The 13,507-nt window shown below is 39.8% G+C and carries 20 protein-coding genes and 1 pseudogene; 3 read left to right on the top strand and 18 right to left on the bottom strand.

What is annotated here, in order from left to right; all coding sequences use genetic code 11:
- Positions 1-124 precede the first annotated feature (124 nt).
- The 7 genes from FTV88_RS07280 to FTV88_RS16130 all read right to left on the bottom strand — a co-directional run bounded on the left by FTV88_RS07280 (position 125) and on the right by FTV88_RS16130 (position 3,547).
- The gene (locus tag FTV88_RS07280) at positions 125-742 is read right to left on the bottom strand and encodes a DUF4351 domain-containing protein (protein ID WP_153725027.1); all 618 of its coding nucleotides are present in this window, start codon (positions 740-742) and stop codon (positions 125-127) included.
- 53 nt (positions 743-795) lie between these two features.
- The gene (locus FTV88_RS07275) at positions 796-1,098 is read right to left on the bottom strand and encodes a hypothetical protein (protein WP_243137400.1); all 303 of its coding nucleotides are present in this window, start codon (positions 1,096-1,098) and stop codon (positions 796-798) included.
- Positions 1,059-1,433 (bottom strand): hypothetical protein, encoded by a 375-nt coding sequence (locus FTV88_RS07270; RefSeq protein WP_243137398.1) that lies wholly within the window; start codon positions 1,431-1,433, stop codon positions 1,059-1,061. The genes FTV88_RS07275 and FTV88_RS07270 overlap by 40 nt, the downstream gene beginning before the upstream one ends.
- 404 nt (positions 1,434-1,837) lie before the next feature.
- Positions 1,838-2,116, bottom strand: a complete 279-nt coding sequence (locus FTV88_RS07265) for a hypothetical protein (protein ID WP_153725026.1) — start codon at positions 2,114-2,116, stop codon at positions 1,838-1,840.
- A gap of 43 nt (positions 2,117-2,159) precedes the next feature.
- The gene (locus tag FTV88_RS07260) at positions 2,160-2,486 is read right to left on the bottom strand and encodes an amidoligase family protein (protein ID WP_279236979.1); all 327 of its coding nucleotides are present in this window, start codon (positions 2,484-2,486) and stop codon (positions 2,160-2,162) included.
- Positions 2,487-2,584: 98 nt separating this feature from the next.
- Complete coding sequence (locus tag FTV88_RS07255; RefSeq protein WP_162007940.1) at positions 2,585-3,091, bottom strand: hypothetical protein; 507 nt, start codon at positions 3,089-3,091, stop codon at positions 2,585-2,587.
- Between the two features lie 45 nt (positions 3,092-3,136).
- Complete coding sequence (locus FTV88_RS16130; RefSeq protein WP_368277564.1) at positions 3,137-3,547, bottom strand: PH domain-containing protein; 411 nt, start codon at positions 3,545-3,547, stop codon at positions 3,137-3,139.
- Positions 3,548-3,753: 206 nt separating this feature from the next.
- Here FTV88_RS16130 and FTV88_RS07245 point away from each other — a divergent pair, with 206 nt between their 5' ends.
- From FTV88_RS07245 to FTV88_RS07230, 3 genes are all read left to right on the top strand, one after another.
- Positions 3,754-4,980, top strand: coding sequence for a tyrosine-type recombinase/integrase (locus FTV88_RS07245; protein ID WP_153725022.1), 1,227 nt, complete (start codon positions 3,754-3,756; stop codon positions 4,978-4,980).
- A gap of 84 nt (positions 4,981-5,064) precedes the next feature.
- On the top strand, positions 5,065-5,826 hold the full coding sequence (locus FTV88_RS07240) for a hypothetical protein (RefSeq protein WP_162007938.1): 762 nt from the start codon (positions 5,065-5,067) through the stop codon (positions 5,824-5,826).
- Positions 5,827-6,278: 452 nt separating this feature from the next.
- Positions 6,279-6,788 carry a hypothetical protein gene (locus FTV88_RS07230; protein ID WP_153725019.1) on the top strand — a complete coding sequence of 170 codons (510 nt, stop codon included), beginning with the start codon at positions 6,279-6,281 and terminating at the stop codon, positions 6,786-6,788.
- A 160-nt stretch (positions 6,789-6,948) separates the two neighbouring features.
- Here FTV88_RS07230 and FTV88_RS16125 read toward each other — a convergent pair.
- The 11 genes and pseudogenes from FTV88_RS16125 to FTV88_RS07175 form a co-directional block, all read right to left on the bottom strand.
- Positions 6,949-7,410 (bottom strand): annotated as a pseudogene (locus tag FTV88_RS16125) (tyrosine-type recombinase/integrase); the annotation flags it as partial.
- 570 nt (positions 7,411-7,980) lie between these two features.
- Positions 7,981-8,649, bottom strand: coding sequence for a hypothetical protein (locus tag FTV88_RS07220; protein WP_153725018.1), 669 nt, complete (start codon positions 8,647-8,649; stop codon positions 7,981-7,983).
- Positions 8,650-8,804: 155 nt separating this feature from the next.
- A complete protein-coding gene (locus FTV88_RS07215) occupies positions 8,805-9,050 on the bottom strand; it encodes a hypothetical protein (protein ID WP_153725017.1) in 246 nt (81 codons plus the stop codon).
- Positions 9,014-9,823, bottom strand: coding sequence for a LysM peptidoglycan-binding domain-containing protein (locus FTV88_RS16090; RefSeq protein ID WP_162007937.1), 810 nt, complete (start codon positions 9,821-9,823; stop codon positions 9,014-9,016). The genes FTV88_RS07215 and FTV88_RS16090 overlap by 37 nt, the downstream gene beginning before the upstream one ends.
- A 24-nt stretch (positions 9,824-9,847) precedes the next feature.
- Positions 9,848-10,237, bottom strand: coding sequence for a hypothetical protein (locus tag FTV88_RS07205; RefSeq protein WP_153725015.1), 390 nt, complete (start codon positions 10,235-10,237; stop codon positions 9,848-9,850).
- Position 10,238: 1 nt separating this feature from the next.
- Complete coding sequence (locus FTV88_RS07200; protein ID WP_243137396.1) at positions 10,239-10,535, bottom strand: sigma factor-like helix-turn-helix DNA-binding protein; 297 nt, start codon at positions 10,533-10,535, stop codon at positions 10,239-10,241.
- 84 nt (positions 10,536-10,619) lie between these two features.
- On the bottom strand, positions 10,620-11,150 hold the full coding sequence (locus FTV88_RS07195) for an AAA family ATPase (RefSeq protein ID WP_243137394.1): 531 nt from the start codon (positions 11,148-11,150) through the stop codon (positions 10,620-10,622).
- Complete coding sequence (locus tag FTV88_RS07190) at positions 11,151-11,381, bottom strand: hypothetical protein (protein WP_153725013.1); 231 nt, start codon at positions 11,379-11,381, stop codon at positions 11,151-11,153. It abuts the gene before it with no gap.
- On the bottom strand, positions 11,362-11,886 hold the full coding sequence (locus tag FTV88_RS07185; protein WP_153725012.1) for a hypothetical protein: 525 nt from the start codon (positions 11,884-11,886) through the stop codon (positions 11,362-11,364). Before FTV88_RS07185 ends, FTV88_RS07190 begins: the two co-directional genes overlap by 20 nt.
- 101 nt (positions 11,887-11,987) lie before the next feature.
- A complete protein-coding gene (locus FTV88_RS07180; protein ID WP_153725011.1) occupies positions 11,988-12,680 on the bottom strand; it encodes a DNA methyltransferase in 693 nt (230 codons plus the stop codon).
- A complete protein-coding gene (locus FTV88_RS07175; protein ID WP_207707927.1) occupies positions 12,614-13,252 on the bottom strand; it encodes a DNA methyltransferase in 639 nt (212 codons plus the stop codon). Before FTV88_RS07175 ends, FTV88_RS07180 begins: the two co-directional genes overlap by 67 nt.
- Positions 13,253-13,507: the final 255 nt, after the last annotated feature.

Here is a 13,507-nt window from a genome sequence, read left to right as displayed (position 1 = left end):
TGCTACTTCTGCATATTCAATTTTTGCATCTTTTCTGTACGTTAATACACGTAGATATAATAAGGAAAGAACTCGTCGAGCTAGAGAGAGGCACAGGACGTATTTAAGCTATGTCTGTGTTTTTTTAATTCAGGTATTTGTCTAAGTCTTCGGGTTTGTCAAGTTCAAATATTCTACCAGCAATAACCTCTAAAACATCATAATCCTGCTTCTCTATTTGCTCAACGTATGATTCTGGTAACTTACCGAATTTAACATTAAGTTGATGTAGTAATATCTCTGTTAAGGCTTCTTTTTTTCCTTCTTTTATAATACGCCGATAGGTAGATGACTCTTGAAGATTGATCATTTTATCCACCTCCGCAAAGACTTTTTTAACCAACGAATCTTCGTGAACTATGCCAGCTAGACATACAGGTAATTCTTTACGTTGGTGTATTTCCAAAGCATATCGTAACATGCGATACGGTATTGTCGAATCATTAGAGCTTTGAAATTCGATGTGACAGACCATCTCGCCTTCTGTACTGCTTATTAGAAAAACTCCATCAGCACGACGATTTTCTGTCTTGGGAAACTCTATGGTCATTGTTTCTTCTAGCTTATAGTTTTGCCCTGTGAAAAACTGAATAAAAGCTTCCGAACTATCTTCAAATATTTCTTTTAATGTCGTATCGTACTGGTTCCCAGTTCTTTCAGACCTAGCTTTTGACTGTGTAATGAAGACCACCGCCTTCTTCATTGCTTCTCTATCCTTATTTTAGCATCGGACGGTGGGACGTTAAAGAGGAAAACTCAAGAAGATGACACTGGCTTTGGCAGGCCGTAACATCGTAACAAAATGGTATAAAGCAGCAACGATTTGATCGCTAGACCAGAAGCACCACTGGTTCCGGCATCACCTACACCCAAAACGATTTCCGGTATTTCTGCATTGATTAAAAGCATCTTGATTAAATGTTCTAGCTCTGTAAAGGCAGCTTGCAGTTGACCATCCCACGTGATGTATTGAGGAATCACTTCATCTTTACCCATCATTTCAAAGACTTTATCAATACCTACTCGAAAGATGGGATTGCCTCGTTCATCTTCACCCAACGTGCCTGCCGGAACACTCTTGAGCCGATGTTGACCTTTTCTATCATCAAACGGGCATAAGAAAAGCGTCCGGGCCATAAGACCTCGACGCCTTGATCCATTTCACTTTGATGGGATTTATAAAAATTCATCGCTTCTTCCAGACGATTTTCTTTCTCTGGATTACGACAGATCGTTTCAAATTGCTCCCACAAATCTTCTTTCTCTGGATAAGAAACAATGGCTGAATAGATACGAACTTCAAAATCAGCCCGTAACTTTTGATTGAATTTGAGCTGCAGCGATATCCATTCGATGAACTTCTTCGCCATGGATTCGGTTTCTGAAATAATCAAGATGTACTTTCGTTTGTTGAACACAATCTGGTGTATGGGAAAACAGTTCGATAGATAGGCAGATTTGGCGTGGCCCCTCGGTGCTGCCCAGGCAATTCTAGCTGTAGGGTATGCCCAACTGTGACCACCGTTTTATAGAGCAAATCCCTTTATGGGGATAAAATAAAAATCGCCACAGAATTGAATCTGTAGCGTTCTTATTTATTCACATTGTCCACATTATCCACAGGCTGTTTGTCGTTTTATGTGGATTAAATTGTTCTTTTCCCAAGAATAAGGTTGGTTTCTTTTTGTTTAGCTGTTAATAAGTCCTTGTTGATTATTTGTAAACTGTTTTAGATAAAAAAAGAGGCATCGCTTATTCAACGATGCCCTGCAAGCTTATCTATCGCCAGAAGGATTTGCTAGTGTGCTATATCGGTTTCAATTGTGGTAACCAGTTTTACTCTTGCAAGCTCTTTAATAAAAGATTCATGGTCGTGAAAATCGATGGAATCGCCAGTTTGGATAATCACTCGCTTTTGCACTTTTTCCATGTATTCTTCTACGGTCGTTGCTGCATCCCAAGAATCATGCCAAAGATTTTTTACGACCTCTTCATAGGTTGAGCCGTTCAGAACCGTTCCGTCATTTAAGGTGACTCTAAGCAATGAATACAACCTCTCTGTTGTTACTACAGCCATTATACCCTTCTCCTAACTTGTTTATTGGGGAGGAAGCCGGGTTTTATGCGACCCGGCTTAAAAAGTGTTGTCTCCGCTCTACTTGGTATTGGAAGGCTTGTCCGTATTCATTGTCGAGGCATCCGGCTTTGTAGTTACCAAAGATCATTCTGCGAAATCTTCTTTCTTGCTTGTCTAAGTCTACGCTATCTCTATCATGGCTAAGGCGAACCTTGGTGCCTTTTGATCTTTCTACAATGGATTGGCTAAAGATGATCCAGTTGGTTACTTTTTCGCCATCTAGCGATCCTCCATGCTGTCTGAACTCTAGCGTTCCATGTGTCCAGTAAGATTGAATGTTCAATTTTAGGTATCGGCTGTTCAGTATCATCTGCAAGTCGTTTATGCTATTGGCATTGATTATGGCCTCCTTTTTGTTTGCTTAATATCGTGCCTTATAGTTAGAATGTGACTGCTGCCCGCTAAACTCTATAGCAAGTAATAGTAGTAATAGTTTGCACGTTCAATAAATTCACTCAACTTGATATATTTCAATGCGATAAATACAGACAAAAAACAGATCGCCATAATCAAAAAAGCTTTTAATTTAGTAATCTCTCTACTTCTTTCTTTACTTCGCCATAAAAGAGTCAAAACAACAATCAAAAGAACAATATAGATTCCTAAAAATAACAGGCTGACTCTTTGCTGAATAATTTCATCTACTGCTTCTTTAAACTGATGAAGCTGGTTGTGGTTGTTTCCGTTCTCTCTTATTCCTACCTTGACTTCTTCTTCTGACAGACCAACTGTCCAATTGTATTCTACCGTTTCTACCTTAACTTGTTCTATCTTATAGAAGGAAGTACCACTATTTCCTGTCCATACACTTTTAATTTCATCTCTTTGTATGAACAGAAAAGCTGTAAAAAACAGAGTTATGGTGACAAAAACAGCAATCACCATTGCAATCTGTCGTTTTAATAATGAACTCAAAATAGACATCCCCCCTACTCCCATAAACAGAACGAACATCTTGAATTAGCTCCGTATACTGCCTTCAATTTTCATCTGTGGACATCGCTGCTTTAACTTCGAAACAAAATCTTCCCGGTATTCCGGCGATATGAAAATGCTGTTAGCAGGTTCACCATGAATTATTTCTAAGCGTTCGATAGAAAGTGCAGGCCCAGACTGAAAAGTTCGGATTTTTCGTACCCTTTGAATCTCATGGTAAGATATTGTCTTATTTAAGGGGCCACATTGTATTGACAATGCCTTTTCTCCCAGAGTATATCCGGTTGTAAATTGAAACCAACACCCAACTGCAACAACAATTAAACCAAATGATATAGCAATTGGATTTAGATTGATTATTCCTAGGATTAGGATGCTTGAAAATGTTAACCACAAACATATTAACCAGAAGTCACGTTTTGAACGAAAGTACATCAGGATATCACCCATCTTATTGTTGATTTGTGTTTATTTTACCATGATTAAATTTGCAATTCACCATTTAATCGCCTTATAATGTAGCCTTTTACTTCTTCATCTATTACAACCAGAATCCCCTTCACTTCTCCCCCCACCCTAGATAAACTACAACTGCCCAACAACAGTTAACCACCAACTACAACTGTGAAAGGAGCAGCCGTATGTCTAGGGAACGTAACCATAAGGGCGAAGGCAGCATCTATCAACGTAAGGACGGCTACTGGATAGCTCAAATCTACGTAGGAAAGAAAGCCAACGGCAAACACGACTACAAACGTAAATCCTTCAAGGATTACGACGATGCTGTAGCTTGGAAAGCAACTGTTCTTGCCGACCAACAGCTACAACCGAATATCATCACTGTACCAGACCTACCGAAAGAACTGTCCTTTTCCGATTGGCTAGACCTTTGGTTAAAAGACCATGTAAAGCCCAACGTCCGGCCACGAACATGGGAGAACCACAGCTATATCGTAAACAACCACTTAAAGCCTACGTTGGGCCACTGTTCCCTTACAGCTTTAGAAACATCACAACTACAAACTTTGCTTAACGACAAACTACAATCAGGCTTATCCAATCGAATGGTCGAATTGATTTTGATTACGGCTAGGTCGGCATTACGGAAAGCTGTTGAAGAAGGTCATGTAATGGTCAACATTGCCGACACCGTACATAAACCACGTAAAGAAGAGGATAACGCTAATACCGATATGGCCTATATGAGTCCAACGGAAATGGCCACTTTCCTTGCCATCGCCAAAGAGGACAGGCTGTGTATCGCTTTTCAACTGTTGCTGGGAACGGGGTTACGAGTTGGCGAACTGCTGGCCTTACGGTGGGATGATGTGGATCTCGATAAAAAATTCATCGACCTTCGCTTATCTGCCGTAAGGGTTAGAAACGATGATGATACTGTAGTTAACGGCAATAACTACAAAGTTATTCTGCAAGAAGCGAACAGAAAAGATCATCAACGGCAGATACCGTTAAACAGCCATCTTATCAAAGCATTGCAACGATGGAAGGTCTATCAGGATTACGATAGGCAACTTGCTGGCGAGCAATATGTAGATACAGGCTTTGTGATTACAACGTCGAAAGGGACGGCAGTTCTACAACGGAACCTTACGAGGAAATTTCATCAACTGCTGGCTAAATCAAACCTTCCTTTATATAGCCTATTTTCTTTACGGAAAACATTCGCTGTTCACCTGCTAGAGATGGAGGTCCGACCAGAGGTTATACAGGAGTTGATGGGAATTGACAGCTTGGATTATTTCATGGAGAAGTACGGCTGTGTTTCGCAGAGGTTGAAGGTCAATGCTGTTGAGAAGATTGGGGTGGCGATGAGGGAAAACAGCAGAGTTACGGCATGGGGAAGTTGAGTTAATGGATAACTACAGATAACTCAACGATTTATTCCGATAGCATAGCGAGCATTACGATAGCCACAGGTAGCCAAAACGAAAATGCGAGCAACTGGATCAGTGAGAATGGCTGATCACCATACGCCAAAAACCCGCCAGAATTTTTCTGACGGGCTTTTCTTTCTTTCATACAGATTAACTACAGCCAGTTTGTCAAACGTAACAGAACCTGACCCCCCTTCCTTTTTCGCCCAACTAAAAATACACTATCGCTACTTTATACTAAGCCCAATATGTTACAATAGATCTAGTGAATTGGAAAAGGAGTGGTTTGTTAGTATGGATCGAAAGAATAGTATCATTCTTATTAGTTCTCTTTTGTTGCTATTCTCAAGTGTCTTTTATTTTTACCATGATCATAACCAGAAGGTATTAAAAAGAAGCATATATCCTATAATGCATGAAGATATTAGAGCTAAAGGTGCCAATTTGAATAACATAAAATTTTTTGTGGAAAAATCAATCAATGATTTTGGTGAATTTCAATTTAATGAAAGAGAAGAAGAATTATTCTTAGCCTTAAGACCAAGAAGCATTACCTACAATGTTAATTCAGTTCCAGAGGCGAAGGATATGAATCGATTCAATTCTAAATGGATTGAAGTGTTTGATGTTTTACATCTAAAAATGATAAATATGGAAACCAAAGAAATAGAAGCTCTCATTAAAGAATTCGAATTTTTAATTAACCTACTTAACGAAACTAGCGTTGAATATAGTAGTAATGGTCGTACAACAATTTCAATAAAATCAGAAGAAATATTAGTAAAATTATCACAGATTGATAGTATGTTAAACGGCTAACGACCTAACCCTCTTCCTCCCTGTTCCAAAATATCGTTCACTGGCGAAGTTAAACTGTGCAATGAGATTAATTAAGCTAGAGAATAATAAAGGAGAGTTTGTCTTGAAGAAGATTATTGATAACAGAGGCGAAGAACATGAGTGGATGCTTATAATTGCTACAGTTTGTTCTTTCATTACTTTTAGAAAAATTTCAAAACTCGAACGATATAAAAACAAATTAAAAGGTATATATAAACCTTACTAAAAATTAGGGGGTCTCCTTTCAACAATTGAATTAAGTCGAACCCTAGTGATACACAGAAAAAAACCGCCAGAAATCATTTCTGACGGGCCTCTCTTTCATTAACTACAGCCTTAACTCAACGATTGACTACAACAGTCATTCAGCCAAGTAGAGTCTACTCCATCGCCCTTCCTCTTCCCTATTTTCGCTTTAAGGGGGCATATCTATGAAAATAGAACGGAAATTGCTTTTTTCAATTATTGGTATTATCAATGTCTTTCTTTTGTATTTGGGAATCACTTATTATCAAAGTTCCACAATTGAAAAAGTCGTTAAAGGAAATATCCTGGAAATTATTCCTGTTAATCATAGCGAAAAAGTTGTTATTATTGATTCCAGTGAATTTATTGAAGCTAGTTCATATAAAAAAGGGGTTTTTGGGTGGCGTGTAGATGGTGTTTCTTCGCCTGTTAGTAGGCCAAGATTGAGCGAAGAAGATTTTCGCATTGATTTTATTAGTTCAATAACAGCTTCTGATAGAGGGATTCTGTATGGGTATGCCCCTAAGAGCGTTAATATGATTCGGTTTCAAAACAATGACTTTGATATAAGATATAAAGTACATTCTTACTATTGGTACATACCACTGGAGGGAGAAAATCTTAGTTTTAATCCTGAACAATTTAGTGTGATTTACGACGATGGAAGAGAAGTGTTTCACCATTCTTTTCAATAATCGCTAGCAATGACCATTAGTAAACACCCACATACATATACGGCAAAACCCGCCAGAAATCATTTCTGACGGGTCTCTCTTTCTATAGCAATAACTACGCCTTAACTCAACGATTAACTACAACAGTCATTCAAGCAACTACAGCAAACTACAACACCACCTACCTATTCCCCTGCTTCGCCAACGACCGAACCCTCTTCCTACCTGTATCTAAAATATCATTCAGTGGCGAGGTCAAACTGTGTACCTCCCTCACATCACTTTGAGTCAAAGCCAAGTACCTTTTCGTCATATTCAGATCAGCATGACCAAGTATACGTTGAACCGTAAACACATCTGCTCCATTTCGCAAATGATGCAAGGCTGAGGCGTGTCTGAACATATATGGCGTTACGTGAACATCAATATTCTTACCATACGCTTTAACCTTCTTCCCCCAACTTTCGACAGCTAACTTTCTGCCATCCTCCGTACAGAAAATCGGTACATCGCTGCCCCATTCATCAGGCCTGTAACGTAGAAACTCATTGATCGCATTGGCCACCTGTGGAAGCAACGGAAGTGTTCGCTGTTCATGGGTCTTAGCATGTTCCTCCCGAATGATTAACTCACGTGATCGGAAATTGTAGTCATTTTTCTCATCGTCTTTTCATCGCCTTTCTGACAAGTTTTCTGGCCAGAAATAACGAAAAAACCGCTGACCTACTTTGTAAATAGGCCAACGGTTTACTCAATTTTATCACAGTTTTAACGATTTTTCGGTGCTTTACTTGAGGCTTACGAAAAGCCCACAAAGCTCGAACCATCAATGGTTTCAAAGGTTTTGGCAGGGGAGACAGGACTTGAACCCGCAACCTACGGTTTTGGAGGTCAAATATGTAAAACCGTTGGCTAAAACTGCGACGTTATTGAGTTTTTCCCTTATCCGTGGCCAGATTACGCTACGATCTCAACTCGTACGTTTTTTTGAATCGTAGGTGTGCTGACCACTATATCTAGTTGTTTTAGCACTAGCAACGGCATTTTCTTCCTAAATAAAGGGTTGCGGGGGCTGTGGTGGCAGTCTTTTTTTCGTTTTATGGGGGTGTGGTGTGAAGGGTGTAGTTATAGGGCAACGGTTTCAAGCACCGTTGACCCCCTACGACAAAAGAAAACAAGGGTCATTAACACCGTTGGCAAAAGTTTTCAAAAATTAAATTCCAGTATTATCTTTTGAGTATTTTAAGTATATAAATTGCAGTTTCCTCTTAAAACTATGTACTTCATATAGGATTCTTTCAACGTCATTTTTATATTCTTCAATAAATTGTTTACGGACAGTTTTAGACTCTTCTGTTAAAACCATATTTCCGTACTCATTTTCTTCAACATAATTTATTTTTGTATTGTAATCATCATGCCACTTTTGTAATTTTTCACCTAATTTCTCTAATGCTTTATAAATATTTACTTCCAGCTCACAAGCTTCATCTCGTAGCTTTCGAAGATTAGACTTTTCTTCTCTGATAAAATTCTCCATATTGTAAGGAACACTAAACACATCGTTATAACCTTTATTAATTACTTCTGATAAACCATCAGTAAGATTATTTACACTTTTTATTTTCTTAGGATAAATGTCAATAAATTTTTCAATTTTTTGTTTTTGTATTGTCCACCACACACCCAAAAATGTAAATCCACCACTTAATATTCCGCCAATTATAGCCCCATAGTAACCTGCATGAAATAGTAACCAAGGACTATCACCAATGTATGTAAGTGACCACGAGCTTGACATGATTATATTTATAGTGATAGGTACGCCTATAAAAACAATACCTAGTATAATGCCTATAAAAATAACTATTTTTTTATTCATATACTCAGTCCTCTACAATAATCTACTGTGTAAATTCTACCAACTCTTTAACGTAAGGACAAGCTGTGGTGCTTTACTTAACAAGAAATAAACGTGAGGCTTAATGCCCCACGCTTCTCGTAAACCCTATACATACAACGCGTATGAATCAAAGACTAACCTTCCTTCTTCTGCTTATCTAAAACATTCAAATACTCGTCATGAGCCTCAGTCCAAGTATCAATTTTATAAATTACCTCAGCAAAGTCCTCCTTGAAAGGGTAATGAATCGATGCATTGAACTCATAGTCTCTCTCTTTATCATAGCTTTTCCTTTTTCTGAACTCCCAGAAGTATCCTTCCAGATAAAAAAGAAGCGTGAGGCTTAGTGCCCCACGCTTCTCGTAAACATCTGTACCCATGCTCCTTGATAGTACCCTACACCGATGGTATCAAAGTTCGCATTCAAAATATTCGCCCTATGTCCTGAACTATTCATCCATGCCGTCATAACTTCCTGTGGCGTTCGCTGTCCCCTTGCAATATTCTCGCCTGCCGTTGTATATCGAATCCCATAGCTTTTCATCATATCGAACGGTGATCCATGAGTAGGTGACGTATGGGAGAAGTAATTATTCTGTATCATATCCTGTGCCTTAATCAACGCTACTTTGCTTAACTCGGCATCGTATCGTAAAGGTCGTAACCCTGCTTTGGCTCTTTCTACGTTAACCAAGTTGGCCACCTGTTCTGCAAAGTCAGGTTGTGATGTTGGAGTCGGTACTGGCTGTGGTGTAGGAGTTGGTTGTGTTGGTGTTGCCGTAGGCTGATTAGGTACGTTGATTAACTGCCCTACGTAAAGCATGTTCGGATTCGTAAGATTATTGGCCCTTATCAACTCAACCAAGGTTACGCCTTGGTGCTGTGCAATTCTAAACAATGTATCCCCCGACTGTACTCTATAAGCTGGTTGAGGTAACTTTAAGCTCTGCCCTACAAGAATCATATCGCCAGTTAAGCCGTTCAACTCTCGAATCTGTTGAACCGTCGTTCCATGATTCGTGGCAATCCTCCACAGCGAATCGCCTGCTTTTACGTTATACAACGAGTTTGCATTTGCTGTTCCAGCTACAATGAAAGCTAAGAAGGCGATTATTATGATTCCAAACATTATCTTCGTTACGTACTCCCTCACCCAATCAACCACCTTTTGTTTATTTTAAGCTGTCTGGGAAAGATGCTTATAGGACTTTTTCTGTTTCTTCGGCTTTCGATCTCTTGCATTGGTAGCCATTTGTTCTAGCTTTTCAAAAGCTACTTCCCTACGTTGACGAACCTTTAACTGCACATCGCTAAAAATTGGATATTCTGTATTGGCCACTTTATCAGGATGTCTGTCCTTTAATTCGTCTGACAGAATGTAATTGGCCAGTCGTTCAAGTTGTTTGCTTTCAGGCATCTCACCGATTCGTTGAACATATATGTCCGTTAAGATTTTCACAGCTTCTATCCTCCAAGGTAGAGGCTGTTCTTTTTTTATGAGAACGTCCACTTCTTCCTCAAACTCTTGTTTGTACTCACCATCAGGATAAAACTTATCTTCGTACAAACTAGGCCACCTCCTTTCGTCGATTGAGTGTTGCTATCTTACGAATGGCTGCATTAACGTGGTCACTTACAGCTTGCTGGGTAATGTTCAACTTTCCGGCTACTTCCTGTTGCATCATGTCCTTGATAAAAACGTGGTAGAGGATTTCTTTTTGTCTTTTCGTTAGCTTTGCTTCATGCAAGGAGTTATAAAAGTCCAGCAACAAAACGCTGGCATCGTACTCCCCTCGAATATATCGAGCTTCTCGAAGATGGTAGAAGTTTAGTAATAAGGCGTAAATACCGTAGTCTCTGTCCAAGGGATAGGCTTCTTCGAATCGCTTCTGCTTGCTGATTAAGTCGGCTTTACTACCAGCTATCTTACTTCACCGTCCTTCTGCTTTTTATATACGGTGTAACCAAGCATCAACTTGTCGATGAAGCTCTTGCAGTTCCCCTACATTGACGATTTCATAGTCTACGACAAGAGCATCAATACCTTGTTCTGTTTCATGGTAGAGGTCGTTGTAATCAAAGTTATCTCCTAATGTTTTCATCCTTTCACGTCGAGTCTTTTCGTTGGCCCATATACGACCGATGGTAAAGCCTGTCGTAAGCACGTGCTGATATTCGTTGAATTGGCGAAGGTCTGTAATTACGATATTGTCATCTAGCGTGGTTTCATTTTCAATTTGACGAAGCAAAGTCTTTACCCATACATTCCTATCTTGTTTCCGTAGTGCTTGTCCCACTTGCTGATAGAGAAAGCGAGGTTTACCCTCCTCAATCTGTTCTGGGTAGAGTTGTTGGCAGATTTCTCGTACAGCATCGCCAAAAGCAAACCGTTTGAAGCCGTACTTGTTAACCAAGTATTCACCGGCTGTATCTTTGCCACTTCGCATCTTGCCTGTTAAAGCGATTTTTACACCTTTCAATTAGCTGGCCACCTTTCTATATCGTGGATCATTTTTAGACCATCGCTGCAACAACTCATACTTTTTCTGCAATCTTTCATAGTAAGCCAGTTCAGACGGAGTTACATTGATCTTTCGTTCTTCACCGGGCTTCATATCTTTTGCCAGTGAGTTCATAAAGGTTACGAATAAACGAGCTTCTCCTTCTACCTTTGACAAGACCTTTCGATAATCAAGCACATTTCCGTTCATTACGACCTCCTAGCTCTGTCCACACGTAATCATCGCTTTGTAACTCATAACACTTCTTGCCTCCCCATGGGATAAAAGGGATTGGCGTTTTGGTAGCTTTGATCGTTTCCATATCCTTAGTTTTAAGTACAGTAAACTTCGGAGTTTTCGTTGTATAGCCGTTCACCCATAAAACAGAAGCATCTTGTTTCAAGTAACTATTGAGTTGATCAGCTTTGAAGCGAAACTTCTTCAACCATTCGTTGTTGTACTTTACCTCAACGAGTTTTCCATTCACTTTGAAATCAGCCTTGGTAGATACTTTTTTACGAGAAAGAAGTTGACCACTGTTGTCACATCCATTGTCCTCGATAACAGGTCGTTTGTTGTATGTCCTCTCGTAGTAGGCAACGTACAGTTCAATGATATCTCGCTCTACCCTTGCAGCCTTTTCGATATCTTTGGCGAACTGTTCTAAGGTTCTGCCGTCCATTCGATAACGGTCATAGGCATTAGCTGAACTCATTTTTTTCACCTCCCTCAATTGGCTCTCAACTATTCATGTCGAAAGAGAACCACCGTTTGTCCCAAGTTTGGTGAAAAAATAAAAAAGAAGGCGAGAAGCGTTTAACACGCCCTCGCCATTGCAACCTCTGCATATTCTTCTTCTCGCTCTATGAGGATGAAATCGTAACCTTTCTGTTTGGCAGCTACTGCCGTACTACCACTTCCCCCAAAGGGATCTAAAACGATACCGTCAGGTGGCGTAACCAAAGTAATCAACCACGCCATCAATGCCACAGGTTTTACGGTTGGGTGATGGTTACGGCTTACCACAGGCTTTCGCTCTTTGCCGTCCATGGTGTACTTACTGTTGATTACGCCACGGCCCGTTCCGGGATAGGTACGCCTTTCGTCAAGGTTAATGATATTGCCCTGCCAATCGCTGTTGCGATCTTTTTTCGTTGCCTTCTTAGACAATTCTTTCGGTGAAATATTAAAGAACTTGCTGTACCACTCGTTTTCTTCAATGGTTACACAGTTAGCTGGAAAACGGCCTTCCTCTGGTGGCAAACCTTCTTCGTTCATATAGCCCATCACTTTACTGGTGTTTTTCCAGCTTTCACTGTTGTTTTCTACTGGCTTATGTCGTAGCCTTCTTCTTTCCCCTTCATCTTCAAAAGCAATACGACAGTCCTTGATGTTGATTGCACCTGTATTATACTTTTCAACGGTGTCACAAGTATTGCCCTCTAATGCTTTCTCGCCAGAATAATTGGCTCGTGTGCAGGCTTTAGGGAGGTTCCCCAACCATCCCATTGCTTCGCCAATTCTGTCGTAGGTTCGCCAATATAATGAATGACCGTACCTGTCTTTTCGCCTGCAAACAGCGATGAACCGTAAGCCCTGCCGTGGCCGTTACGTTTATCTGGTACTCCTCTTTGTCCAATAATATGCCTTTCTACACCAGCTCTTTTATCGAAGCCTTTACTGATATCCATACTTTTAGGAAAACCACTGGTGTAGAGCCATTCGATTACATCACGAATTTCAAAGCCACCTAAGCGAAGTGAGATGGTCATTAAGTCTTGAGTTCTCGTTCCGGCAAAACAGAGGATGTGGCCACCGGGCTTTAAGACACGATATACTTCACGCCAGATCGCTGGTCCCGGAACGAAAGAGTCCCAGCTCTTGCCCATAAACCCTTTATCACGATGTTCGTAATCTTCACCAGCCATCCATTTCGTTAATACTTCTTGGATATCCGGTTCTTTGGAAAGACCGTAAGGAGGATCGGTTACGCAGGAATCAATAGAGTTATCAGGTAGTTCTTTCAGCTTTTCTAAACAGTCACCTGTAAGAATTTTATTTTTGTTTAATTCTTCTTTCAAAATAATCCTCCTATAATTTGTTGAAATAATAAAGATATACCGTTATAATATTCAACGCGAGAAGGAGCTACCGGAGGTGATCCGTAGCTTTGAAACTTATTCTTGTCAATCCTAATGGTTATTACATAAGATTAGAAATTGGACGTTTCGTATGTTTTTTACTTTTTTTATTATTGGGTAACCGTTTATTCTCCTGATTAAGTTAAACATTTCATTTAAAATAGATTGTTAATACTTTAGCTCCATTCTCGCTTT

This window comes from Heliorestis convoluta (genome assembly GCF_009649955.1).
GTDB classification, from domain to species: Bacteria; Bacillota; Desulfitobacteriia; order Heliobacteriales; family Heliobacteriaceae; genus Heliorestis; species Heliorestis convoluta.
The sequence above is the reverse complement of the archived record's forward strand: the minus strand, read 5'-3'. Positions and strand labels throughout refer to the sequence as shown.